At 55.5% G+C, this 22264-nt stretch carries 27 protein-coding genes and 1 pseudogene; 3 read left to right on the top strand and 25 right to left on the bottom strand.

Translation table 11 applies throughout. The features are described 5' to 3' along the window. Window positions 1–47: 47 nt before the first annotated feature. Window positions 48–1670, bottom strand: coding sequence for a relaxase/mobilization nuclease domain-containing protein (locus J3350_RS07950; RefSeq protein WP_118670446.1), 1623 nt, complete (start codon window positions 1668–1670; stop codon window positions 48–50). Beyond that, on the bottom strand, window positions 1642–2040 hold the full coding sequence (locus J3350_RS07945; protein WP_002569238.1) for a plasmid mobilization relaxosome protein MobC: 399 nt from the start codon (window positions 2038–2040) through the stop codon (window positions 1642–1644). The genes J3350_RS07950 and J3350_RS07945 overlap by 29 nt, the downstream gene beginning before the upstream one ends. 76 nt (window positions 2041–2116) lie before the next feature. Here J3350_RS07945 and J3350_RS07940 point away from each other — a divergent pair, with 76 nt between their 5' ends. Beyond that, entirely contained in the window at window positions 2117–2629 is a 513-nt protein-coding gene (locus tag J3350_RS07940; RefSeq protein WP_205506950.1) for a hypothetical protein, read from the top strand. On the opposite strand, the gene J3350_RS07935 is transcribed toward J3350_RS07940, so the two are convergent. The 14 genes from J3350_RS07935 to J3350_RS07870 all read right to left on the bottom strand — a co-directional run bounded on the left by J3350_RS07935 (window position 2574) and on the right by J3350_RS07870 (window position 11507). Beyond that, entirely contained in the window at window positions 2574–2999 is a 426-nt protein-coding gene (locus tag J3350_RS07935; RefSeq protein ID WP_055155944.1) for a hypothetical protein, read from the bottom strand. The genes J3350_RS07940 and J3350_RS07935 overlap by 56 nt on opposite strands. Before the next feature lie 42 nt (window positions 3000–3041). After that, window positions 3042–3239: a helix-turn-helix domain-containing protein gene (locus tag J3350_RS07930; RefSeq protein WP_005946132.1), complete on the bottom strand. Its 198-nt coding sequence runs from the start codon at window positions 3237–3239 to the stop codon at window positions 3042–3044. After that, window positions 3217–3717, bottom strand: a complete 501-nt coding sequence (locus J3350_RS07925; RefSeq protein WP_004853592.1) for an RNA polymerase sigma factor — start codon at window positions 3715–3717, stop codon at window positions 3217–3219. Before J3350_RS07925 ends, J3350_RS07930 begins: the two co-directional genes overlap by 23 nt. Window positions 3718–3833: 116 nt before the next feature. Further along, window positions 3834–4538 carry a zf-HC2 domain-containing protein gene (locus J3350_RS07920; RefSeq protein ID WP_054324686.1) on the bottom strand — a complete coding sequence of 235 codons (705 nt, stop codon included), beginning with the start codon at window positions 4536–4538 and terminating at the stop codon, window positions 3834–3836. After that, window positions 4531–5043 (bottom strand): RNA polymerase sigma factor, encoded by a 513-nt coding sequence (locus tag J3350_RS07915; RefSeq protein ID WP_003533443.1) that lies wholly within the window; start codon window positions 5041–5043, stop codon window positions 4531–4533. Before J3350_RS07915 ends, J3350_RS07920 begins: the two co-directional genes overlap by 8 nt. A gap of 245 nt (window positions 5044–5288) precedes the next feature. Continuing rightward, complete coding sequence (locus J3350_RS07910; protein WP_044954258.1) at window positions 5289–5429, bottom strand: Maff2 family mobile element protein; 141 nt, start codon at window positions 5427–5429, stop codon at window positions 5289–5291. A 138-nt stretch (window positions 5430–5567) separates the two neighbouring features. Beyond that, a complete protein-coding gene (locus J3350_RS07905; RefSeq protein ID WP_207686258.1) occupies window positions 5568–7334 on the bottom strand; it encodes a VirD4-like conjugal transfer protein, CD1115 family in 1767 nt (588 codons plus the stop codon). Continuing rightward, the gene (locus J3350_RS07900) at window positions 7331–7795 is read right to left on the bottom strand and encodes a PcfB family protein (protein WP_207686257.1); all 465 of its coding nucleotides are present in this window, start codon (window positions 7793–7795) and stop codon (window positions 7331–7333) included. The genes J3350_RS07905 and J3350_RS07900 overlap by 4 nt, the downstream gene beginning before the upstream one ends. 24 nt (window positions 7796–7819) lie before the next feature. Next, a complete protein-coding gene (locus J3350_RS07895) occupies window positions 7820–8257 on the bottom strand; it encodes a DUF3846 domain-containing protein (protein ID WP_207686256.1) in 438 nt (145 codons plus the stop codon). Continuing rightward, entirely contained in the window at window positions 8181–8381 is a 201-nt protein-coding gene (locus J3350_RS07890; RefSeq protein ID WP_207686255.1) for a hypothetical protein, read from the bottom strand. The genes J3350_RS07895 and J3350_RS07890 overlap by 77 nt, the downstream gene beginning before the upstream one ends. A gap of 10 nt (window positions 8382–8391) precedes the next feature. Next, window positions 8392–8862, bottom strand: a complete 471-nt coding sequence (locus J3350_RS07885) for a hypothetical protein (protein WP_158388807.1) — start codon at window positions 8860–8862, stop codon at window positions 8392–8394. 60 nt (window positions 8863–8922) lie between these two features. Next, the gene (locus J3350_RS07880; protein ID WP_207686254.1) at window positions 8923–9852 is read right to left on the bottom strand and encodes a ParB/RepB/Spo0J family partition protein; all 930 of its coding nucleotides are present in this window, start codon (window positions 9850–9852) and stop codon (window positions 8923–8925) included. Continuing rightward, entirely contained in the window at window positions 9809–10636 is an 828-nt protein-coding gene (locus J3350_RS07875; RefSeq protein ID WP_207686266.1) for a ParA family protein, read from the bottom strand. Before J3350_RS07875 ends, J3350_RS07880 begins: the two co-directional genes overlap by 44 nt. 4 nt (window positions 10637–10640) lie before the next feature. Next, window positions 10641–11507: a DUF6017 domain-containing protein gene (locus J3350_RS07870; protein ID WP_207686253.1), complete on the bottom strand. Its 867-nt coding sequence runs from the start codon at window positions 11505–11507 to the stop codon at window positions 10641–10643. 68 nt (window positions 11508–11575) lie between these two features. Here J3350_RS07870 and J3350_RS07865 point away from each other — a divergent pair. Continuing rightward, window positions 11576–12853 (top strand): annotated as a pseudogene (locus J3350_RS07865) (recombinase family protein); the annotation flags it as partial. Window positions 12854–13300: 447 nt separating this feature from the next. Here the strand turns inward: J3350_RS07865 and J3350_RS07860 are convergent. Next, window positions 13301–13753, bottom strand: a complete 453-nt coding sequence (locus J3350_RS07860) for a sigma-70 family RNA polymerase sigma factor (RefSeq protein WP_207686252.1) — start codon at window positions 13751–13753, stop codon at window positions 13301–13303. A gap of 275 nt (window positions 13754–14028) precedes the next feature. Here J3350_RS07860 and J3350_RS07855 point away from each other — a divergent pair, with 275 nt between their 5' ends. After that, on the top strand, window positions 14029–14985 hold the full coding sequence (locus J3350_RS07855; protein WP_207686251.1) for a pyruvate kinase: 957 nt from the start codon (window positions 14029–14031) through the stop codon (window positions 14983–14985). A 64-nt stretch (window positions 14986–15049) separates the two neighbouring features. Here the strand turns inward: J3350_RS07855 and J3350_RS07850 are convergent, their stop codons facing one another. The 8 genes from J3350_RS07850 to J3350_RS07815 form a co-directional block, all read right to left on the bottom strand. Then, on the bottom strand, window positions 15050–15520 hold the full coding sequence (locus J3350_RS07850; RefSeq protein ID WP_207686250.1) for a GNAT family N-acetyltransferase: 471 nt from the start codon (window positions 15518–15520) through the stop codon (window positions 15050–15052). A gap of 108 nt (window positions 15521–15628) precedes the next feature. Beyond that, entirely contained in the window at window positions 15629–16459 is an 831-nt protein-coding gene (locus tag J3350_RS07845; protein ID WP_207686249.1) for an energy-coupling factor transporter transmembrane protein EcfT, read from the bottom strand. Further along, window positions 16449–18173, bottom strand: a complete 1725-nt coding sequence (locus J3350_RS07840; protein WP_207686248.1) for an ABC transporter ATP-binding protein — start codon at window positions 18171–18173, stop codon at window positions 16449–16451. Before J3350_RS07840 ends, J3350_RS07845 begins: the two co-directional genes overlap by 11 nt. Before the next feature lie 97 nt (window positions 18174–18270). After that, window positions 18271–18822, bottom strand: coding sequence for an ECF-type riboflavin transporter substrate-binding protein (locus tag J3350_RS07835; protein WP_207686247.1), 552 nt, complete (start codon window positions 18820–18822; stop codon window positions 18271–18273). A gap of 133 nt (window positions 18823–18955) precedes the next feature. After that, entirely contained in the window at window positions 18956–19945 is a 990-nt protein-coding gene (locus tag J3350_RS07830) for a Na/Pi cotransporter family protein (RefSeq protein WP_207686246.1), read from the bottom strand. A gap of 182 nt (window positions 19946–20127) precedes the next feature. Next, the gene (locus J3350_RS07825) at window positions 20128–20364 is read right to left on the bottom strand and encodes a hypothetical protein (protein ID WP_207686245.1); all 237 of its coding nucleotides are present in this window, start codon (window positions 20362–20364) and stop codon (window positions 20128–20130) included. Window positions 20365–20426: 62 nt separating this feature from the next. After that, window positions 20427–20903, bottom strand: a complete 477-nt coding sequence (locus J3350_RS07820) for an InlB B-repeat-containing protein (RefSeq protein WP_207686244.1) — start codon at window positions 20901–20903, stop codon at window positions 20427–20429. Between the two features lie 150 nt (window positions 20904–21053). Then, entirely contained in the window at window positions 21054–22127 is a 1074-nt protein-coding gene (locus J3350_RS07815) for a hypothetical protein (RefSeq protein WP_207686243.1), read from the bottom strand. Window positions 22128–22264 lie beyond the last annotated feature (137 nt).

The following is a 22264-nucleotide window of genomic DNA, read 5'->3' as shown; positions in this document are numbered from 1 at the left end:
GCAGCCCCCTTGTTCTGTATGGGTTCGGGTACATTTTGGGGCGGTTTTTATCGCTCCTGTTCCTGCCTTTTCACAGGCTTGCGTTCCCGGCGTAAAATCTGGTCGATATTGCCCTTGACAGTCTGTAAGCGGCGGTATTCCTCCCGTTTTGCCCGGTAATCGTTGTAGCCGCTGTTTTTCTCTTTGATAAGGCTTTCAATCTCTGCTTGCAGGGCTTTATAGCTCGGCAGCTTGGAAATGCCGTTCTCCCTGAAATAGCGGGCGGCTGCGTCTGCTATGATAAAGTCGCTTTCATGCTTCTGTCGGTAGGCTGCTTTTGCCTTGGCGTTTTTCTGCTGTTTCAGCCCGTCCCGGACAGGGCGGGTCTTGGAATAGGCAAGCACCTGCCGTTGCAGCTCCTTTTTCCCGTTCAGTGTCTTTTCCACCTGCTTCAGCTCTGTAAGGCTTTCCTGCATGGCGGCATAGGCGGCAGAACAGGCTTCGTCCAGTTCCTCCGGGGAAGAAAAGCCGTACTGCTGGTAGGCGGTAACGGTAGCTGCCATTTGCTTTAGATTGTGCTTTGACGCCCAGCGGTCATAGCCCACGCCCTTGCCCTCGGCTCGCTTGGCTTCCCGGTCAACCATGCGCTGCAAGGTGTTGTCTGCCGGGGTGGTTTTTGTGGTTTTTTCCCCTTGTAACGGCTTTTTAACTGCGGCAGGATATTCGGGTATGGCTTTGGTCTGTTCGGCGGCTCTGTGGGCGTTCTGCGTGAGCAGGGCAAGGACAGCAGCCTTGTCAAAATCGTCCCCCAGCTTCCGGGCTGTGATAGGCTTTGTCCTGTCCGGTGTGAGGTAGGAAAGCCGCCCCCGGCTCTCCTTGACGGTCACACCCTCCCGCAGCAAAAGGGAAGAAAACTCGTCAAAGCTGGTAGCTTGGGAAAGTGCCTGCCGTATCGTCCGGCGCAGCTTCGCCTTGTCCGTTTCAAACTTGGTGGGCTTGGTCGGCTGTCCTGCGGCTTCTCTGGCGGCGTTCTCTTTATCAAGGGCAAGCTGCCCTTTCTTTGCCGCCCAGTATTCCCGTTCGGTTATCCGTTCCTTGCTGCCGTTCAAGAGGTCGATTTGGTAAAGTCCCTCCCGGTGGCACATCTCCATGACTTCACTCTTGAAATATTCCATAGCGGCGTTGGTGCAGCGGTGCTTGCAGCCCTCCCGTGTGTCGGCTGGTCTGTCCATGTAGGGCAGAAGCGGGACTTCATAAATCCGCAGGGAGTTGATGACGATATGCACATGGATATTGCCGCTGTGGTTATGCCCGTCCGGGTGGGTGCAGACTAAGGCTTGGTGTCCGGGGAAATGCTCTTTACAGAACTGCTCGCCCAGCTCCTGCGCCCGGTCTACGGTCAAGCCGTTGTCTGTCCCGTCCCGTGGGTCAAAGCTGATGATATAGTGGTGGCTTTTCACATCTTCCCGTTTTTGGTTTTTCTCATAGCGGAGATTAGCCCGCATACAGGCAACAGCGAAATCCTCGCCCCCACAGTTGAGGGAAGAAATGCGGTAATCCTCCCTCGGTATCAGCCGCCCGTTTTCATCAAGGGTGGGCTTCATGGTAAACTCGTCATGCTCAAATGTGAGATAGGCTTCCGCTGCGCCATAGTCCGCATTTTTAGAGCTGATATGTTTGAATGTTGCCAACAGCGTCACCCACTTTCTGCAAGACTTCAAACTTTAGGGCAGCAAGGTCGGAAACCGCCGCCCGTACCTCCCCGGCAAGCTGCGGGTAGGGGCTGTGCCACTCGTTCAGCGTCCGGGCTATCTGGTTTAAGTTGCCGCCGATCCTGCCGTATTCGGCGGTCAGCTTCCCGACAGCGGCAAGCAACTCGTCATTGACGGGGGAAACGGTTATGATGGGGCGTATGGCTGCCCCGGTTATGGCTTGCCGGATAAACTCGGCTTGGCTCATGTTGTAAGCAGAAAGCCTTTCCGCAAACTCGGCGTATTCTTCCTCGGTCATGCGTGTCTTGACTACCCGGCTGCGGTGCGGCGTGTTATATCGTTTTCGCATGGTAAAACCTCCTTTCGGCTGTGCGTGGTGTCCTCTCACTAATAGGAGAAAAACAGGGTGTAAAGCGGAACTGTTTTTGAAAAATCCGAAAAATTATTTTGAGGGATTTTTCAGCGGCGCAAGCCGCATAAGCAGGGTTTGGGGAAGGCACTCCCCAACAAGATTCCCGCAGGGGCAAAATGAGCGAAAAGCGAATTTTGGTACTGCGGTAGAATCTTGCTCTAAAAAACTACCGCTTTCCTCGGCGGCTCTGGTTTGCGGATATACTGGCTTGCTCCACCAATATAGCGATTGCGGTGGCGTGTTCTGCCCGCTGTTCACCACTACAACGGTGAAAAGGGGGCGTTTTGGCAAACGCAGCGGAAATTTTTTTGTTTTCCCTGTCTGCTCCCTACAACAATCCGGCGGTGTGGTTTGCCAAAGATTTTTGAAAATGGGCGCAAAAAAAGCAGTAAACCTTTTCAAGATTTACTGCTTATCTGCCGCTGTGATGGGTGGCGGTATTAAATTGTCAGCCGTTTTTCAAATGGAATTTATCTGCAATCGCTTTCTTTCTGCTTTCCAATTCCTTTTCTGTAATCTTCCATAATCCTAACGCAATGATCTGCTATCTTTTGCATTCCGAGTTCTTCAAAAAAGGCAATTTGTATTTTCATCAGTTCTTCACAAACAGTCAACTTCTGCTCATCCATATTGCTAATAGCAAGCCATGGGAACGCTTTATATTTCTTAGTGTCCCCAATGAGAAAATTGTACCCTATCAACTCATTTTCACGGAAAACGAAATAGAATTGTGGGCCTGAACCTGGAACTGACTTTTCCATAATTTGCTGCATTGTTCTCACGCCGCCGTATGCCGGAAAAAAACCTATTCGCTCAAGAGCATTTAATATGTCAATCCTTTTATCTGTGGGTATGTCTCTATAATTGATAATCTGTTCCATTTGCTCTACCCTCATTGAAGTTTAATTTGTCAGGCTCTAATTATACAACTTTTCTGTTTAGCGGTCAAAGCGGAACTTCAACAGGCTTTCTATCAGTTGCCTGACGATATGCTCCTGCATATCCGTGTTAATCTGTCCGTCCATTTTCGCACAAGAGCGGATATATCCCGCATAATGAGATAGGACGGCGGCAACAGCTTCCGGGTCGCCCTCGCTTGCCTTAACGATTGTCTCATAGGGAAGTAGCTGGCTCATAGGACAAACCCTCCAACTCTGCCCGTAGCCGCCGTAAAATCATCTGAATACGCCGCCCGGTTGTGTTGCCAGCCCGTCCATATCTCCGTCCAATCTCCCTATGCGTCAATCGTTGGAAGTAGTACAAGAAAATGATTTCCTGTTCCATCTGTGATAGTGCGGACAGGGCTGCGGCAAGCTCTGGACTTTCCAAAAGCACCATCTGACCACAGACGAAAAGCGGATAGCTGGTCATGCCGGATTGCTCCGCAAAGTATTTATCTGTGGTACTGAATGGATAGTGTTTTTCTTCTATCAGATATTCAAGCGAGATTTCCCGCTTGCGGCGGCTCCGTATGCTCCGGGCTGCGTCTATGGCAGCGTGGCGAATAACAGTCTTGCAAAAGGCATCGTGTGTATGCCGGATATGTTCTTGATACTTTTCGTGTTCGGTCATGGAAAATCCCCCTTTCTGAATAATGGCAGAGGGCGGCAGCATCTTGTGCTGTCGCCCTCTTGATTACCGAACAGCAAAGACGGGCGGGGCTGTCAACGGCGGCGCATTTGCGCCGTTCATCTTGACCGTTGACAGGCTCGGCTGGGTTTGCTATCTGCTCACGGCAATTCACTCTCATTGATAGGAATTGCCTCAAGTTCCGTATTCAAATTGTTCCAATAAGAGCCGATATCCGCACTTGTGAAATACTTAAAACCGCCTGCTGCTGACTTCAATTCGCCGTTTTTAACCCCATAGCAGGCGTAAATCAAATCGTAGCTTGTTCCATCTGAGAGGTTAAATCTAAAGCTGGTCACATCTGCTCCGGCAGTTTCCTCAGTCGTTTTGTCTTTTAGGGATAAGCCCTTGAACTTATCATACAGGGTCTTTATATCATTTTCAGCAACAACTACTTTCTTTTCTGCTGATGCAGGCACTCCGTCATAGTGGTACATTTCAACGTTTTCGACATCTTCAACCTCAAATGGGAAGTTGATTTTGACAGGCTCATAAGCAATGTTTATAGGTAACAGAAAGAGAGCTGTAAAAATTGCAATGATACAAAGAGCGATGGAAACGAGAACAGCAATCGTTATCTTTTTTCTGCCTCTCTGCTTTTCTTTTGCCTCATGGCGCATAATAACGCTTTCGCTTTCTTCGTGAAGAACATCTTCGCTCGTGTGAGAAAGCAATTTCTGATAAATTGCGTTACAGTCAGCACAGGCGTTCAAATGCTCTTTTACCATCTCTGCGCTTGCTTCGCTGCAAGCACCGTCAACATACAGCGGAAGAATATCTCGAACAATATCGCATTGTTTACTCATGCTTTTCATCCATCCTTTCTTGAATTTTTAGCTTTGCACGATGATAAGTAACTCTCGCCCATGATTCTGTTTTTCCAAAAATTGCAGCGATTTGTGAAAAAGATAGTTCCCCGAATACGCGAAGCTGAAAGACTTCTTTGTATGGTTCTTCCAAACGGTGAAGAACGAGGTGTATGCGGAACGCCATGTCAGAATCTGCAACTGAGTTCTCAACATTTTCATTTGATGGCAAGTCATTGATTTCACTCACATCAGCTACTCGCTGACGGCTTCGCATTTCATCATGGTAAAGGTTTTTTGCTATGGAGCAGAGCCATGTCAATTCATCTGACTTACCTTTGAATTGTGATGTTGTAGAAACAGCCTTATAGAATGTGTTCTGCGTGATTTCCTCTGCTATCTCACGATTTTTGGCAAGAGAAATAGTATACGAGTATACCTGTAAATAGTAGGCTTTATAGAGCTTTTCATAGTCCATACTTGTCATCACCTCCTTCAGCTTCATAGGTTAGACGGAGAAATCGGAATTTCGTTACAAAGAAGTTTGAAATTTTTATACCTTTACGCTACTCTTGCTTTGTGCGGACTATTGGTAGACGCGCATTAACGGCAAGTAAAGAGATTGCTGTGTCAGCTTGATATGTTCAAATGCTAATTAAGTATAGCATACAGCTATGAATTTTTCTATTGCGTTCCCCTGACTTCGGAATAGTGGCAGGGCTGGCTATCCTTGTTTTGCTTTGTGCTTCTCTACCGTACATGAGCATTAGAGCCGGGGTTGTCGTTACCATAACCTTCCAGTAGGTTGATGGCACCCCACACGCCGAGACCGGCACCCAGAGCGACAACCAGAGTCTGAAGAACTTCGATAGCAGAGTTAAAGAATTCCATAGTCGTTTCTCCTTTATTTTGAAAAATTGTAGACCATCCGTACACACCTGAAGCTGCCTATTGAAGCCGCGAACTGCGGCGAGAGTGGACTTTCTGGTGTACCTCTCTGGTCAGGACAAAATAAAACCGCCTACCGGGTCAGGCAGACGGGAGCGAATCAGCATCAATCACAACAAATTCATCATTGGGATTGATTTTTTCTTTTCGGTTCAGATATTTTTCAATATCGAAGATGTTTTTGGGGTCATAGTCCGAGGTCAACTTGTAGTTGGGGTGCTGGGTCAGGTCGTACTTGTCGCTCAAGAATGGGCGCACACCACGCAGCTGCAAAATACACTTGCCGCCGTCCAGCACCGCCAGCTCGTCCCGGCTCAGTAACTCGTGCCCCATCTTTTGGAACGTAGTGCCGTAACTGGGGCTATTGCCACGGGTGTCCGAGGTGTTGAATGCGTCGATGGTCTCTTTTCCCAGCATTTCCGACAGGTCTTTCAGGGTCGTGGGTTCGGAGCCGCCGAGAAAAATTTGACTGTCCATGTTGCCCACAATGGTATCTGCGTTGTCCTTGTAGATGGCTTTCAACTGGCTTCTTGCCTGTAAAACAAGGCAGGCAGAGATTTCACGGCTGCGGATGGTGGCCACCAACTTTTCCAGATTGGGAATTTGCCCGATATTGGCGCACTCGTCGATCAGGCACCGCACATGGATGGGCAGTTTGCCGCCGTACACATCATCTGCTTTATCGCAAAGCAGATTGAAAAGCTGGGTGTAGACCATGCTGATGAGGAAATTAAAGGTGGAATCCGTGTCCGACATGATGAGGAACAACGCCGTTTTCTTATCGCCCAGCGTGTCCAGTTGCAGTTCATCGTACATGGTGAGGTCACGCAGTTCTTGGATGTCGAAGGGCGCAAGCCGGGCACCGCAGGAAATGAGGATGGATTTTGCGGTCTTGCCGGCAGCCAGCTTGTAAAGTTTGTACTGCCGCCCGGCAAAGCTGTTGGGCTTCTTTTTTGCCAGTTCTTCAAACAGCAGATCCACCGGGTTCTGGTATTCCTCATCGTCCTCCAGCACCTGCATGGTGTTCAGCATTTCCAGCAGGGTAGCAAAATTCTGTTCCTCCACCGGGGCCTCATAGTGCAGATAGGCAATCAGAGCAGTCAACAAAAGACGCTCCGATTTTTCCCAGAATGGGTCCCCACCGTTGCCTTCCCCCTTGGTGTTGGTCATCAGGGTTGTGACAAGTTTCAGAATGTCCTTTTCGCTGTGGACGTAGGCGAAGGGATTGTAGTGCATCGACTTTTTGAAGTTGATGGTGTTCAGGATTCTAATCTTGTAGCCGTTCTTCAACATCGCATTGCCACATTCCAGCAAAATCGTACTTTTGGGGTCAGTAACTACATAGGAACTGTGGCATTGCAGGAGGTTGGGTTTAAGCCAAAACCGAGTCTTGCCGCTGCCGGAGCCGCCCACCACCAGCACATTTTTGTTCCGGGCGTTCTTGGGGTCCGGTGGACGGTTGCTCATCATCAACCGTTCTGTTTTGGTTAAAATAATGTTGTCGGCAAACTTGGGAGCCATGAACGGCTCAATGTCCTTGGGCGTACCCCACCGGGCAGAGCCGTACTCCATGCCGTGACGGTACTTCTTGGCGTTTTTGCCACGCAAATAGACCGCCAGTCGCAGCCCTGCGCCGCAGCACAAACCCACCAGAATATCAAGCGGATGCAGGCTGGGCAGAGGGTTCGCAAACGCCAGCGGAACGGTGCCCATCATGGACATGATCTTATCCCCCAGCTCTTTGCCCTCCGCAAGCCGCCACGCTTGGCCAAAGTTGGTTGCCACCAGCCCCAGCAAAATATAGGGCAGATACAGTGCCAGCAGCTTTGTCAGCTTTTTCGTGGTCACAGTCCACGCTCCTGTTCCTTATGCCGGACTTTGCCGGGGAGTTCTGCCGCCGCCTGCACCAGTTCATGCAGTTTTGCCAGCACCGAGGGGCGTTTGTCTTTGTTCAGCAGAAATGCCGAATACTCTTTGAACGCCGAGTTGAAGGCTTCTGCGTCCGGGGCTTTGAAAAAGATCAGATACCGGGGCGGCACTTCAGAACTGTCCTTGCGGATAGCGTAGTCGATGCCATACTTTTTGGCATAGCGTTCCAGCCCACGGATGCCGGTCTTGCTGATCTCCACGCTGGACACGCCCCGGTTCTGCCGCAACAGGGTGCGGACGCTCTGCTTGCCTTGGGATGCTTTGGACTGGTACAGCTGAAACGCCGCTTTTACCGCCCGGAGAACGGTCCGGGCAGACAGCTTTGTGGTGGAGATCATAATGTTGAATGTCTTTTGTTCGATTTCTTCCTGCACTGCCATCACCTCCCGTGCAGCAGGGTGATTTTAGCGGTCATGCTCTGCCGGGGGCTTGGTGCGGGGCTTTTCTGTGGGAGGTTCATCGGGCACCGGCAGCACCAACAGACGGTTGCCCAGTTTCAGAAAGGCTTCCGGCTGATGAAAAAGTTGTTCGTACTTTTGCGCCATCTCCGGGGTCAGGGAGGCAAAATCCTCCTCGCCCAGACCCACCACGAGAAAAGTCCCGGCAACGGCATCATACATTTCTCCGTTTTCATCCCGAAGGGCACGGTTCAGGGGTAGTCCCATGAGCTTGCCGTCATCGTTGTAAACGATGGCAACAGGATCTTCAAACGGATAGCTTGCGCCGATGGAGCCGCCCACAGCCTGCTGCAAGGCTTTCAGGTCGTTATCGATCTCGACCTGCTGCGGATGCTGCCCCGGCGCAATTTGCAGCACCGAAAGGGTATTCTTTTCCTGTTCCATCCGTATCCTCCTTTACCGTAATCACAATTTCTCCGGTTCGTGCCGCCTGCATCAGGGAAGCGGCAAAAAGGCCGCAGAAAACGCCCAGTTCAAAGAAAGCAAAGCCCACAAAAAAGCTCATCATTGCGGCCTCCTCAGTCCAGGCAGATGCAGTTCAGATTCTTGCCGTCGGCCATAAGCGCCATGCTGTGCTGCTCCAGATACTCCTGAATGCAGTGCAGGTCGCCCATCGTCAGGGAGACATACTCGCCTTCCATGTTGAAGCGGACGAAGACGACCGGGCCGGTCAGGTAGCGCTTGCCCGACAGCTCCAGCACCTGCTTGGGGTTGTAGCAGCCCGCCACGGGCAGCTCCTTGGAAATGCCGAAAGTGTCATCCGTCTCGTCAAAGCAGGGCAGAATGCCGGGCGCTTCTTCCAGCAGAATGGCGCTCAGGTCCCTCGCCGGGCCGACTGCCGCCAGATAAACCTGCGGGTCACCGTACTTGCGCTCCGCAATGTCGCTCATCTTGTTGAAGAAGCCGGAAACGGCACGCTCCATGCTGTCGATTTTGCGGCTCATGTTCTCAATGGTCTTTGCGGTCTTGAAATCAATCGTGGTATTCATAGTCGTTGTCCTCCAAATTTTTGCAAACAAAAAAGACCCTATCGGGTCTTGCGTTACGGGTCAGCGCTCATTGCGGCGCTGCTGTTTTTTCTGCCACGCATCCAGAAGCTGGATGATCTTCTCCTCCATCTGTTTGGGCGTGTAGCTGCGGGGGAAATACTTTCGCAGGGTCTCGTTTTTGATGGTCACGGTGTCTTTCTCGCTCTTTTTCTCCTGTCCCATCACATCAAAGGCTTTTTCGTAGCTGAACTCTCCCTGCTGTGCCATCTTTTTCAGTTGCTGTGCCTGCGATAAAGACGGTGCATTCTGGGTGTCCTCCATGGCTTCTAAAAAATCCCGCTGTTGGCTTTCGTCCAGATAGGACAGCTCCACAGCGGGATTGAAGGCAATTTTCTTTTCGTCTACCATGTCCAGCAGTTCCGGGATGAGGTTGGTCAGACGGATAAAGCGCTGGACTTGTCTGCCGCTTTCTTCGTTTCCTTTTCCAACCAAATCAGCCGCCTCCAACTTCCCGACAACTTGTCGGGAAGTTAAATCCGACCTAGCACCTTGATTTTTTAGAGCTTCCAGTTTCATCTTGTACGCCAAGGCCCGTTCACTGGGCAGGATGTGTTCACGCTGCAAATTGGAATCCACCATCAACAGGACGGCGGCATTATCGTCCATACTGCGGACGATAACAGGCAGCGTGTCCAGCCCGGCAAGTTTAGCCGCATACTGGCGGCGGTGCCCGGAGATGATCTCGTAGCCGTCACCGTCCGGGCGAGGGCGGGCGATCAGCGGAGCCAGCACGCCGTACTGTGCGATACTCTCCACCGTCCGGGTCATGGCTTCATCGTCCAACACCTTGAAGGGGTGGTTGGTGAAGGAGTGCAGCGCATCAATGGGAATCTGCTGTACCTGCTCCCGTTGTTCCTCCTGTCGGTTTTCTTCGGTGGAAAACAAGTCATCTAGCCCTTTCAGAGCTAAGTTTCCGCTGTCGATCGGCATCTGCCAGCACCTCCTTCGCAAGAGATTTGTAGGCTTCTGCCACCTTGCCCTTGGGGTCATAGGCAAAGATGCTTTTGCCTGCCGCACTGGTTTCTGCTGCACGGACGGAGCGAGGGATGGTCTGTTCAAACACCTTCAGGTGCTTTCCGTATGCCTGCCGGATCAGATTGCTGATCTGCTTTCCGTAGTTGGTACGGCTGTCAGTCATAGTCAGCAGAATACCCTCGATTTTCAGTTTCGGGTTGATCTGCCGCCGGACCTTCTGGACGGTCTGCAAAAGCTGTTCCAGACCTTTTGCGGAAAGATACTGCGCCTGCACGGGAATCGGGGCAGCGTCTGCCGCCGCCAGTGCGTTGATGGTCAGTATCCCCAGCGAGGGCATACAGTCCAGCAAAATAAAATCGTACTCCCGTTTGGCACTGTCCAGCACTTGCTTGAGCATCTTCTCCCGGTTCATACTGTTCACGAGGGCTACTTCCAGCCCTGCCAGTTCAATGTTTGCCGGAATCAGGTCAACGCCCTCCGCGTGGTGCAGAATGCCCTCGCCGGGCTGGATGGGCTGGTCGTTCATGGCTTTTGCCATCAGGGTGGACAGCGTGGTAGGCAGTTCATCGGGTTGCTGCCAGCCCATGCTGATGGTCAAGCTGCCCTGTGGGTCGGTGTCCACCAACAGGACTTTTTTGCCCTCCATCGCCAGCCCAATGCCCAGATTCTCACAGGTGGTGCTTTTCCCCACACCGCCTTTTTGATTGGTGACTGCGATAATCGTAGCTTTCTTTGCGATAACATCACCCCGCTTTCGGTGAACCACGCGCAAAGTCGTGGTTCGTCTTGTTCTGATAGTAGAGGTTCATGGTGGTGGGCGCATTGTAGAGCATCGCCAGCAGATACTGCTTCATGTTCCGCACCGGGGCGGTGTTTTCTGCCAGAGAATTCAGCACGAAACGGATGTGGTCAGCGTTCAGCTTTTTCAGCCGACTGCGTACCACCTCGGCGGGCTTGTCATCTCCGGCGATCCGCAACATCTTGCGTTTGGTGGAACAGGTATCCACAAGCAAGTCCACGATCTGGTAGATGGTGTCCTCATCGTCCGGGCAAAGCCGGAGCAGGAGATCAACCTCCAAAGACTGAGAAAAATATTCTTCCAGTCGTGTGCGCTCATCCGCACCGTCCCCTTTCTCGGAAAAGAAAGGGTCAGTCTCACTCATTTCAGTATTATTCCACTCAGTCTTATTTCCTCGTTGTTTTGCCGCATCCTGTTCCCCGGAATCAGCGTTACCGGAATCGTTCTTATCACGATTGCGGTATCGTTGGTCTGCAAAGTTTTTGACGTAGATGAGGTTCGGCTTTCCCAAGCCCCGGCGTTTCCGTTCGACAAGTTCGGCGTTTTCCAGCTCACGAAAGAGCTTCGTTGCCTTGTTATCGGCACAGCCAAGCGCATCCATAACCTCCTGTATGGGAAAAATGATATACACTCTCCCCTGCCCGTCTAACCAGCCGTTTTTCACGGACAGGCTCATGCGGTCCAGCAGGATGCCGTACAGGGTCTTTGCATCGGTGGACAAGTCTTTGAAGCGTATGTCCCGGAATAAAATTTTGGGCACCCGGAAATACGAGAACATCTCGCCCGACTGCCCATAGAAATAGTCAAACATTCTGTTTTTCCCTCCTTTTTGACCGTTTACATCCTTGACACCTCCGTCCCATTTGTGATGAAATATGTATGACTATCGTTATTTTTCTTTACAAAGATGGCTTGTCATGCTACAATAGCCGCATCTACGGCCACCGGACAACAGGAAAGGAGTATCTCATGGCCAAAACTGCCGACACCATTGCCATCTATTCCCGCAAATCCCGCTATACCGGCAAGGGCGAAAGTATCGGAAATCAGATCGACCTCTGCCGCGAATATATCCGCACTCACTACGGCGATGCCGCCGCGGAACATGCCGTTGTCTTTGAGGACGAGGGCTTTTCCGGCGGCAACCTGAACCGCCCGGACTTCAAAAAGATGATGACCGCCGCCAAAGAGCGGAAGATCCGTGCCATCGTGGTCTATCGTCTGGACCGCATCAGCCGCAACATCAGCGATTTTTCCAGCCTGATTGAAGAGCTTGGACGGCTTGGCATCGACTTTGTGTCCATCCGGGAAAGCTTTGATACCTCCAGCCCCATGGGACGTGCCATGATGTACATCGCATCGGTGTTCAGTCAACTGGAGCGGGAGACCATTGCAGAGCGCATCCGGGATAATATGCACGAACTGGCAAAGACCGGGCGCTGGTTGGGCGGCACCACCCCCACGGGATACGCCTCCGAGAGCGTCAGGAGCATCACGGTGGACGGCAAGACAAAAAAAGCTTGCAAGCTGAAGCTGCTGCCGGATGAGGCAGAGATCATCTACAAAATTTTCGACCTCTATGAGCAGTACGATTCCCTGACCATGACCGAGACCGAGCTGCTGCGGCAGGGCGTTAAAACAAAAACCGGGCGTTCTTTCACCCGGTTCTCCATCAAGTCTATTTTGCAGAATCCTGTCTACCTTATTGCAGACAAGGACGCCTATCAGTATTTTGTGGACAACGAGGCAGAACTGTTCTCCCCGGAGTCCGATTTTGACGGTGTGCGGGGCGTACTTGCCTACAACCGCAGCGATCAGGAAAAGGGGCGTGCCACCGTCTACAATCCCATCAACGAGTGGATCGTTTCGGTGGGCGAACACCCCGGCATCATTTCCTCCAACCGGTGGATCCGGGTGCAGGAATCGCTGGAGCGGAACAAATCCAAGTCCTACCACGCATCCCGCGGCAACGAGGCGCTGCTGACCGGTCTGCTGTGGTGCTCCTGCGGCAGCCGGATGTACCCCAAGGTCACCGGGCGCAAAACGGCAGACGGGCAGGTGGTTTTTCCCTATATGTGCAAGCTGAAGGAGCGCAGCCGCCGGGAGCTTTGCAGCGTGTCCAACGCCAACGGCAATCTGTTGGATGCCGCCATCTGCGAACAGGTCAAGCACCTTGCCGACCATTCCAGCGACTTTATGAAGCAGTTGGAAAAGGCACGCTCTGCCCATGCGGGCAATCGCTCCGAGTGTGAGACCAAGCTTTCTGCCCTGCGCAAGGAGCAAGCCGAGACGCAGCGGAAGATCACCGCCTTGATTGATTCGCTGACAGATTTCGGCGACAGTACCGCCGCTGTCCACCTGAAAAAACGCATCGAGGAACTGAACGGTCAGGATGCCGCCCTGAGCTCCCGCATCCGGGAGCTGGAAAGCCTTACGGACGAAGGCGTTCTGGCAGGGATGGAATTTGACCTGATGCGTCAACTGCTGACCGTGTTCCACGACAACATCGACGATATGACCGTGACCCAGAAGCGTGCTGCCATCCGCACGGTGGTACGCAAGGTGGTGTGGGACGGCAAGGTGGCGCATGTGGTGCTCTTCGGCTCACCGGAGGATGAGATCGACTGGACCACCTTCCCGGTAGACCCGGAAGAGGGCGAGAATGACCCCGATGGCGGTGGAGATGGTTCCGATTCTCCATCCGGCGTTCGCTCGGGTGAGGATAGTATTTTCAATGCAGCGGCTCGCATAGGTTGAGAACCGTGCCTTCCGGGTAGAGTCGAAGGTATCCACCGCCTTCATCAGGCCGATGGTTCCAATGGAGATCAGGTCTTCCTGGTCGCTGGGCTGGGCGTAGTATTTTTTCGCCACATGCACCACCAGCCGCAGATTGTGCCGGATGAGCGTTTCCCGCGCCGTGGGGTCGCCCGCCCGCAGGGCTGCAAAGGTCTCGACTTCTTCCCGTGCGCTCAGGGGCTTGGGGAAGCTTCCTGCTTCCAGATGCAGCGCCAGCACCAGAAATTTCGTGGCAAAAAATTGCAGCAGAGTCAACAGCATACAACGCACCTCCCAAACTATGGTCCTCCTACACTGTATGAGCGGGGACAAACGGTTCAGAAGTTGTCTGCCTGCTGCCTTTCCTGTATCCTGTTCTTGCTGCAATCTGATTCATTGCAGTTTCAGCTTACAACAAAAAATGAGATAGGCTCCCTTTCGGGGAAGTCTATCTCATTGGCTCTTTGAGTTTCCTGTGTCAACTTTTATTGTACAACACCACTTTTCAACAGCCTGGTTCCATGTTACAATAAGAAAAAACGAAATCGGGTGATCTTTTGGAATTTTATGGCACCATCGGCCCCGCCTGTGCCCAGCCGGAGACCTTGCAGCGCATGGTGGAAGCTGGCATGACGGGCATCCGCATGAACCTTTCCCACGGGCCCCTTTCGGCCCACAAAGACTGGCTGGACATGATCCACGCCGTGGGCATCCCCCAGCTGCTCATCGACCTGCAGGGGCCGGAGCTGCGCATCGGCACACTGACACAGCCCCTTGTGCTGGAACCGGGGCAGAGCCTCCGGCTGGGGCAAGGGGGTGTTCCCTGCCCGGCGGCGCTGGTGCAGGCGGCCCGGCCGGGCCAGAACCTCCTGCTGGACGACGGCAGGCTCCTTGTGCAGGTTGCCGGAGCCGACGGCGCGGCCCTGCAGTGTACCGTGGTGCGGGGCGGCACTCTGCAAAGCCGCAAAAGCCTTGCGGCGCCGGGGCTGGCGGTAGCCTCCCCCACGTTGACGGAGGCAGACCTGCAAAACCTGCAGCTGGCGGGAGCCTGCGGCGTTACCGGGGTGATGCTGCCCTTCGTGCGGGGGGCCGAGGACATCCGCACCCTGCGCCGGGCGCTGGAACAGGCCGGGGCCGGGCAGATCCGCATTTTTGCCAAGATCGAGAACCTTGCGGGGGTGCAGGCCCTGCCGGAGTTCCTGCCTCTTGTGGATGAAGTGGTCATTGCCCGCGGGGACCTCGGCAACGCCATGCCCCTGTGGGAACTGCCCCGGTGCCAGAAACAGCTTTCGGCGGTCTGCCGGTCTGCCGGGGTGCCCTTTATGGTGGTGACCCAGATGCTGGACAGTATGTGCAGCCGGGCGGTACCCACCCGCGCCGAGGTCAGCGACATCTACAACGCCGTGTCAGACGGTGCTTCCAGCGTGATGCTCACCGGGGAGACTGCCGCGGGGCAATACCCGGTGGAGGCCATGGAGTATCTTGTGCGCACTGCCCGCACTGCCTTGGAATAACCAGGATGAAACGGTTGTTTTCTCTAGGATCGGGGGATTTGGGACAACAAAAAAGCCGCCCGGTTCACAGGATATATTCCATCTGCCGTTCCTTTGTTTTCATACCCATTTTTTCGTAGAAGTGCTCTGCCGAGGTGTTTCCTGCCCAAACGTTCAGTGTCACCTCATAGCAACCCTGCTCTTTCGCCTGCTGCTTCACATATTCAAACAGGCTTTCCCCGATATGCCGTCCCCGTGCCTGCTGATCGACGCACAAATCATCAATGAACAGCGACTTAAAGGGCACCATATTCGTGGAAAAAGGCTGTTCCTGCATCTGACAAAAGGCGTAGCCCATGCACACATCGTCCTGGTCTACAGCAACGTAGATGGGTTTCTCCTCCTGCTTCAAAAGCCCGGCCAGCTCACAGGCGGTGTATTTGGTGGTGCCGGAGACAAAAACATCCGGACGGATCTCTGCATGGATCTGCAATACCTGCCCCAGCAGCGCAAGAAGTCTGGGAATATCTTTTTCCTCTGCTTTACGGATCTTCATTTTACTTTCCCTCATATCTTTCTCAAAACCGCTCGTTTTCTACGGTGGTTCCTGCAAAGATTATACCGCATTCGCCACCAGGGTGGCAATGAGCCAGCCGCCTGCTCTTTACACAAACGGATTGTAGAACCGCCCGAACCGGATGGTCACGGTGAGGCTGAGGAGCAGCAGGAGCACCCCGACACCCAGCGCGATGAGATCGCAGCGGACGAAAGGCCGCTGGGTGTACCAGGTGCGCTTGTTCTTTTTGCCAAAGCCGCGCAACTCCATCGCGTTGGAGATGGTGTCGATGCGGTTCAGGCTGGTCAGGATGAGCGGCAGCAGGATGTTGACGGAGTTTTTGAGCCGCTTGAAGAAGGGTTCCTTCCTGCCCAGCTCCACGCCGCGGGCCTGCTGGGCCTGGCTGATGCTGTGGTAGTCGCGCTGGATGTCCGGAATGTACCGCAGCGCAATGGCCACCGAGTAGCCCACCTTGTACGAAATGCCAATGCTGTTCAGGCTGGCCGCAAACTCGCTGGGGTCGGTGGCCGAGATGAACAGGATGGCCACGGGCAGGGCCACGAAATACTTGAGCGAGATGTTGCACATATAGAATAGCTGCTCAGCCGTCAGGTCATACCGCCAGAACAGGTGGCAGAGCACCGTGCGGGTGCCGTACAGCGTCGTGCCCTGGTCGGGGTCGAACAGGAAGATGAACAGGTTGTTCAGCAGCAGGAACACCAACATGAACACCAGCATGAACCGCACCTCGCGGAACCTGATCCGGCTCAGCTTGAACGCGGCCAGACTGACCGCCAGCAGCGCCAGCAGAACCCAGGTGTTGTAGGTGATCATGCTGGCAAAGGTGAACAGCAGAAAGAACGCCAGCTTGGTGGTGCCGGTGAGCTTGTGAATGACGCTCTCCCGCGGGAGATAATTCAAAACAGTTTTAGCGGCCATGTTCCCGCACCTCCCGGTCCTGCGCGATGAAGCGCTCCACAAATTCCTGCGCGGGCGCAATGCCGCAGCGGTTGGCCAGCGTGTAGAGGCTGGTCTCCTTCAGTGCGGCCTGCTGGATGAGGGCGGGGTCGCACAGAACACCCGCCGGGCTGCGGTCTGCGATGAGTTCACCGTCGCAGAAGACCAGCGCCCGCTGGGTGTATTCGAGCATCAGGTGCATGTCGTGGGTGATCATCACGACCGTGACGCCCTGGGCGTTCAGCCCCCGCAGGAACTCCATGATGTCGGTGTAGTGGCGGAAATCCTGGCCCGCCGTAGGCTCGTCCAACAGGATAAGCTCCGGGTCCAGTGCCAGTACGCTGGCGATGGTGACACGCTTTTTCTGGCCAAAGCTCAGCGCCGACACCGGCCAGTTCCGGAAGGGATACAGCCCGCAGATCTTGAGCGTCTGTTCCACCTTTTCCCGGATCTGCGCTTCGGTCAGGCCGGAGCGCTGCAGGCCCAGTGCCACTTCGTCATAGATCATGGTCTTGGAGATCATCTGGTTGGGGTTTTGCATCACGTAGCCGATGTGCTGGGCACGGCGGCGGATGTTCTCCTCGGCCAACGATTTTCCGTTGAGGAAGATCTCGCCCGCATCCGGCGTCTCGAAGCCGCAGATGAGCTTGGACAGCGTGGATTTGCCCGCGCCGTTCCGGCCCACGATGCTGACCATCTCCCCTTTGCCGATGGAGAAGCGGACATTTTTCAGGGTCGCCTGCCCCTTCTGGTAGCCAAAGCTCAGGTCCCGCACTTCCAGCAGCGGTTCCGGGGCCGGGGCCGCTTCCGGCTGCGGATAGGCGGTGAACCAGCTTCGCAGGGCCGTGGTGTCGGCTTCGTTCAGGACGAGGCTGTCCACATGCGAAGGGTGCTTTTCCGGGGTGATGTCCACGCCCGCATACCGCAGAGCGGTCAGGTAGAGCGGTTCCCGGATGCCGTTTTCGGTCAGCAAGGAGGTGGAAAGCAGCTCATCCGGGTGGAGGTCGGCCAGAATTCTGCCCTCGTTCACGAGGACGATGCGGTCCACGCTCCGCCAGAGGACGTCCTCCAGCCGATGCTCGATGATGAGCACGGTGGTGTCGGTCTTTTTCTGGATCTCGTCGATGAGCTCCATGGTCTGCTTGCCGGTGGCCGGGTCCAGGTTAGCCAGCGGCTCGTCGAAGAGCAGGATCTTGACCTGATCCACCATAACGCCCGCCAGACTGACCCGCTGCTTCTGCCCGCCGGAAAGCTCATGCGGTGCATAGCCGAGGTGGTTCTCGATGCCCACCAGCTCCGCAGCGCGGCGGGTGATGGTGTGCATTTTCTCCTGCGGCATACAGCTGTTTTCCAGCGCAAAGGCGATGTCCTCGCCCACGGTCAGGCCAATGAACTGGCCATCCGGGTCCTGCAATACCGTGCCCACATGGGCCGACAGCTCAAAGATGCTGCTGTGCGGCGCATCCACGCCGTCCACGGTCAGGGTGCCGGTGCACACGCCGGGGTTCGAGAAGGGGTTCAGGCCGTTGATGCAGCCCGCCAGCGTGCTTTTGCCGCTGCCGGACGGGCCTGCGATGAGCACACGCTCCCCTGGATAGATGTCCAGGTCGATGCCGGTCAGCGTGGGACGCTTCTGGGCGCGGTACTGGAACGAAAAATCTCGGAACGAGATGATGGGTTCGTTACGTTCTGCCATGGGCAAATTACCTCAGCTGTTCAAACAAAAAGCCTTTCCTCCGGCGGATGGCCGAGGGAAAGGCTACGGGTTCCATCCAGAGTCGCTCCGGCCAGGATCACTCCTGGTCGAGAGAGCCCTTCTTGGCGATGGTCCTGGTGTAGGCCAGCACCAGCAGGCCGCCCACCACCACAGCGGTGATGATGTTGGACACAGCGGCAAAGGCACCCTGCGCAAAGACCTTCTTGACCGGCTCGGCGTAGATCAGGATATCCAGCACCGGGGCCACCACGATCCAGGCCAGCAGATGGGCTGCAATGTTGGCGACCGTAAAGGCGGCCATCTTCTTTTTGCCGAACTCGCCCTCCTGCAGGTCCAGCTTCTTGGCGAACAGGCCCACCACAACGCCCACAAAGGCCGAAGCGATGACCCAGCTCCACCACGGGCTGCCGCCCCAGGACAGGTCGATCAGGGTGTGGCCGATGAAGCCGATCAGACCGCCGACCACCGGGCCGTACATCGCGGCCAGCAGGGCCAGAACGGCGTACTGCAGGCTGATGTTGGTGTTGGGCACCGGGCTGGGAATGGCCACGAACCGGCCCAGAACAAAGAACAGGGCTGCGCCGATGCCGACGGCGACCACTGGTTTGATGCTGTTGTTGTTTTTCATATTCTTTCGCTCCTCTTTTTTGCACCGCAGTGTGCGGCATTTTTTTCAAGGCATTGTCAGTATACGACAAGCCGGGAACCCTTGTCAATGGACAAACGGCTCTCTTTGCAGAAAAACCGCCGGTTTTGCCGTTTCAGCGGGAGCTTTGGGGCTGCGGCACCAGTTTGCAGACCAGCCGGACCATCACCGGCGTCAGCGGGAGCCACACCAGTGTGCACAGCAGGTTGAACAGGGTGTGGGCGTTGGCGATCTGCCGCGCCAGCACTTCCAGCTCCGGCCCCTTGGGTGAGACGGCCTCCACCAGCCTTGTCATCCAGGGCAGAGTCAGCAGGCAGACCACGCTGCCCGACAGGTTGAAGCAGCAGTGCGCTGCCGCCGTCCGCCGGGCATCCGTAGGCTGACCCACCGCCGCCAGCACCGCCGTGATGGTCGTGCCGATGTTGTCCCCCAGCAAAATGGGCAGGGCACCGGCCAGCCCCAGCACACTGTGGATGCCGTCCGGCCCGGCCTGCTGTGCGGCCCGCTGCAGCACCGCGATGGTGGCCGAGCTGCTCTGCACCACCAGCGTCATCCCGGTGCCCAGCAGCAGCCCCAGCAGCGGCGTATGCCGCACCTGGGTCATCCAGCGGAGGAAGACCGGGTGTTCGGCCAGCGGAGCCATCGCGCCGGACAAAACTTCGATGCCGTCGAACAGCAGGCCGAACGAAAACACCGCCAGCCCCAGCTGCCGCGTCCGCTCCCGCCGGGCCAGCAGCCAGACCAACACCCCCGCAAACAGGATGGGGAACACCCAGTCCGCCAGCCGGAACGCCACCAGCTGGGCCGTCATGGTGGTGCCCACATTGGCCCCGAACACCACGGCCACGGCCTGCGGCAGCTCCATCAGCCCGGCGCTGACGAACCCGATGACCATCACCGTGGTGGCCGAGCTGCTCTGCAGCACCGCCGTAACCAGCAGCCCTGCCAGCGCCCCGGTGAACGGTGTGCGGGTGATGCGGCGCAGGAACCCCCGCATCCGCTCCCCTGCCGCCTGCTGCAACGCCCGGCTCATGTTCTCCATCCCAAACAAAAACAGCGCCAGCCCACCGGCCAGCCCGAATGCCGCCCGAACGCCTTCCCCCATGTGTCGTCCTCCTCTCGGTGTGGATAACACAAAAATACTCGCCTTCCGGTGGGAAAGCGAGTACATTTTGCAAGGGAGCCGGTCATTTGTCCGTCCGGACGCAGCGCAGGGCATACCGCGCCTGCCCGCCCGTGGTGCAGGTAAACAGCTCTCTGCAAGTCTTGCTCTTTGGGGAGGAGTTCTTAGTTCTTGCTGGTCAGCTTGAAGCCGTTCAGGGTGTGGATGGTGGTCACGATGACATTGACGTTGTTGACGATGGAGCTGCCAGCAGAGAAGACGCGGGCGATGTAGTTGAACAGGGTGCCAACGTTCAGGAAGATCTTCCAGGCCTCGGTATCGGTGATCGAGCCACCGTTCAGGTAGACCATCTCGTTCTCGTCGATCTCGGCAAAAGCAGCGGGCATCTTGATTTCGTTCATAACAGGGATTCCTCTCTTTCAAACATTCGATTCGTTTTTGTGTTTCAGCAATGCAGGCCGACTCAGCCGTGCATCGCAACCAGTGTCACGACCAGGACCGTCGTTCCGACGATCAGGATCTCGCCCAGGTGGTCCTCCAGCCGGAAGGTGCTGGCGGGCTGTTCGGCCGCCTCCGGCTCCGGCTTCGCGGTGGACTCGCCCGACACAGGCGTCCAGTGGGCATACAGGGTCTGCCCATCTTCCTGGAACTCGTACTCAGCCGGCTTGATCTTATCGCCGCCCACAAGATCCGTATACCAGCCATCGAAGAGGTAGCCTTCCATGGTGGGGGTGGGCAGTCTGGAAGTCCGGTAGATCTCCGTGCCATCCGAAGTTTTGATGCGGTAGACGAAGATGTACTCCGGGGTGCCGATGCCGCCCTGCCGCTCCAGATAGATGGTGTAATAGTTGGGGTTGTCCGCAAATGCCAGCGGCGTCACGCAGCAGAGCATTGCCAGCGTCACCACACCGAGCATCAGCCGCTTCAGGAATTGCTTCATCGTTGCTGCCTCACTTTCCAGTCTTGCCGGTTCCGGGCAGACTTTCTCTATATAGGTTATACGATAAACACAGCATTTTGTCAATCGGAACTGCGCAATTTTCGCATTTTCATGTTTTCTGAAACCGCAGCCCCGCACCGTGCTGCGGCATCAGGGCGCTGTGAGCAGGGAAACCACGGCACCAGCGCAGGGTCTTCGGCAGAATGCCGCCTGCCAGGTGATGTGTTCCGGCTCCACCGGCTCAAAATAGCAGGAGGAACACGCCGCAGCCACACCTTCTGCCTCGTCTGCACTCCCGCGCACCGTGCAGAACACCGCCGTCGGGCCGTCGGCCCCGCCAATGACAGCGATGGCCGCATCCCCTTCCCCCTGCGGTTCCAGTCCATACTTCTTTTCCAACGCTGCCCGTTCGGGCGGCAGATTCCGGGGTCGGCGGCGCGGGTGGTCCCCCTCAGCGCAGTCGGAGAGGAAGAAATTTTCGGCAGCCGGGGTCAGGCGGTAGGTCATCATACAGAAGCGGTTGGGCCACTCCCAGCCATCACAGTCCGGAAGTTCCAGCGTTTCCGACCGGACATCCAATGCAGTCAGCTGATAGGTCTGTGCGTTTCCCGGTTCGTGCAGCGTCACCGACCCGCCCACCGCAGGGGTCCGGAACCGTTCCGCCGGGTGTTGTTCCAGTTCCGCTTCCAGCCGCACCTCCAGGGCACGGAAGCGCTTCGGGCAGCTCTTCCGGCTCCGGGTCGCCCAGGGGTAGCTTTCCCGCCAGAACTTCCAGACCGTCGTTTCATCCAGCCCATAATGCCGCAGGAGCGCTGCGACTGTATCATTGCCGGCCATCTCTCCCGGAAGATAACCTGCCCCACAGCCATCTCTGGAATGCAGCCGCATCCCATTCAGTTCCAGCTCCGCACAGAACCCCACATTCAACGGATTTTCCTGTTCCATCTGCTGTTCCTCGGCTCTGGTCAGGGTGCGGCTGCATTCGCCGTCTTCGGTCAGGCCCCATTTTTCCATATAGGCCCGCAGTTCTTCCTGCGGCACCTCCATCGCAAAGTCCACGACCAATCCCTGTCGGCACCGGTAGACCGCCGGGATGCGCCACTTGTACCCATGCCATTCAAATTCGCGGTCCACGCGCAGTTCCTCGCCGGGGTCGTTTTCCTCCTGTGTTCCCCAGAAATTTTTCCCAAAGCAGACCTTCCAGCGGCGGTGTTCGTGTCTCATGGCAGTTGTCCCCTTCCGTTTTTCTCTATTTTAACACCATTTCATCGGCCCCGCAATTTCTTTGCGAATTTTTGCCGGTTCTCAGCCGCCTGCCCCTACACAAACGGCGGCGGTTGTGCTATGATAAGGCTGAAAAA

The organism is Faecalibacterium sp. Marseille-Q3530, assembly GCF_017377625.1.
In the GTDB taxonomy this organism is placed as follows: domain Bacteria; phylum Bacillota; class Clostridia; order Oscillospirales; family Ruminococcaceae; genus Faecalibacterium; species Faecalibacterium prausnitzii_E.
This window is presented reverse-complemented; position numbering and strand designations above follow the sequence as displayed.

What these genes read in the sequence shown, in the direction of transcription:
- J3350_RS07930 (WP_005946132.1), bottom strand. Translation starts at nt 3,239, where the DNA reads ATGAGCCAGCTACTTCCCTATGAGACAATCGTTAAGGCAAGCGAGGGC.
- J3350_RS07845 (WP_207686249.1), bottom strand. Translation starts at nt 16,459, where the DNA reads ATGGCCGCTAAAACTGTTTTGAATTATCTCCCGCGGGAGAGCGTCATT.
- J3350_RS07890 (WP_207686255.1), bottom strand. Translation starts at nt 8,381, where the DNA reads ATGATGAGCTTTTTTGTGGGCTTTGCTTTCTTTGAACTGGGCGTTTTC.
- J3350_RS07885 (WP_158388807.1), bottom strand. Translation starts at nt 8,862, where the DNA reads ATGAATACCACGATTGATTTCAAGACCGCAAAGACCATTGAGAACATG.
- J3350_RS07820 (WP_207686244.1), bottom strand. Translation starts at nt 20,903, where the DNA reads ATGAAGCAATTCCTGAAGCGGCTGATGCTCGGTGTGGTGACGCTGGCA.
- J3350_RS07850 (WP_207686250.1), bottom strand. Translation starts at nt 15,520, where the DNA reads ATGAAGATCCGTAAAGCAGAGGAAAAAGATATTCCCAGACTTCTTGCG.
- J3350_RS07830 (WP_207686246.1), bottom strand. Translation starts at nt 19,945, where the DNA reads ATGGGGGAAGGCGTTCGGGCGGCATTCGGGCTGGCCGGTGGGCTGGCG.
- J3350_RS07895 (WP_207686256.1), bottom strand. Translation starts at nt 8,257, where the DNA reads ATGGAACAGGAAAAGAATACCCTTTCGGTGCTGCAAATTGCGCCGGGG.
- J3350_RS07915 (WP_003533443.1), bottom strand. Translation starts at nt 5,043, where the DNA reads ATGAAGCTGAAGGAGGTGATGACAAGTATGGACTATGAAAAGCTCTAT.
- J3350_RS07860 (WP_207686252.1), bottom strand. Translation starts at nt 13,753, where the DNA reads ATGCTGTTGACTCTGCTGCAATTTTTTGCCACGAAATTTCTGGTGCTG.
- J3350_RS07825 (WP_207686245.1), bottom strand. Translation starts at nt 20,364, where the DNA reads ATGAACGAAATCAAGATGCCCGCTGCTTTTGCCGAGATCGACGAGAAC.
- J3350_RS07935 (WP_055155944.1), bottom strand. Translation starts at nt 2,999, where the DNA reads ATGAGGGTAGAGCAAATGGAACAGATTATCAATTATAGAGACATACCC.
- J3350_RS07835 (WP_207686247.1), bottom strand. Translation starts at nt 18,822, where the DNA reads ATGAAAAACAACAACAGCATCAAACCAGTGGTCGCCGTCGGCATCGGC.
- J3350_RS07815 (WP_207686243.1), bottom strand. Translation starts at nt 22,127, where the DNA reads ATGAGACACGAACACCGCCGCTGGAAGGTCTGCTTTGGGAAAAATTTC.
- J3350_RS07870 (WP_207686253.1), bottom strand. Translation starts at nt 11,507, where the DNA reads ATGTTTGACTATTTCTATGGGCAGTCGGGCGAGATGTTCTCGTATTTC.
- J3350_RS07910 (WP_044954258.1), bottom strand. Translation starts at nt 5,429, where the DNA reads ATGGAATTCTTTAACTCTGCTATCGAAGTTCTTCAGACTCTGGTTGTC.
- J3350_RS07920 (WP_054324686.1), bottom strand. Translation starts at nt 4,538, where the DNA reads ATGAGTAAACAATGCGATATTGTTCGAGATATTCTTCCGCTGTATGTT.
- J3350_RS07900 (WP_207686257.1), bottom strand. Translation starts at nt 7,795, where the DNA reads ATGGCAGTGCAGGAAGAAATCGAACAAAAGACATTCAACATTATGATC.
- J3350_RS07925 (WP_004853592.1), bottom strand. Translation starts at nt 3,717, where the DNA reads ATGCTGCCGCCCTCTGCCATTATTCAGAAAGGGGGATTTTCCATGACC.
- J3350_RS07945 (WP_002569238.1), bottom strand. Translation starts at nt 2,040, where the DNA reads ATGCGAAAACGATATAACACGCCGCACCGCAGCCGGGTAGTCAAGACA.
- J3350_RS07840 (WP_207686248.1), bottom strand. Translation starts at nt 18,173, where the DNA reads ATGGCAGAACGTAACGAACCCATCATCTCGTTCCGAGATTTTTCGTTC.
- J3350_RS07880 (WP_207686254.1), bottom strand. Translation starts at nt 9,852, where the DNA reads ATGCCGATCGACAGCGGAAACTTAGCTCTGAAAGGGCTAGATGACTTG.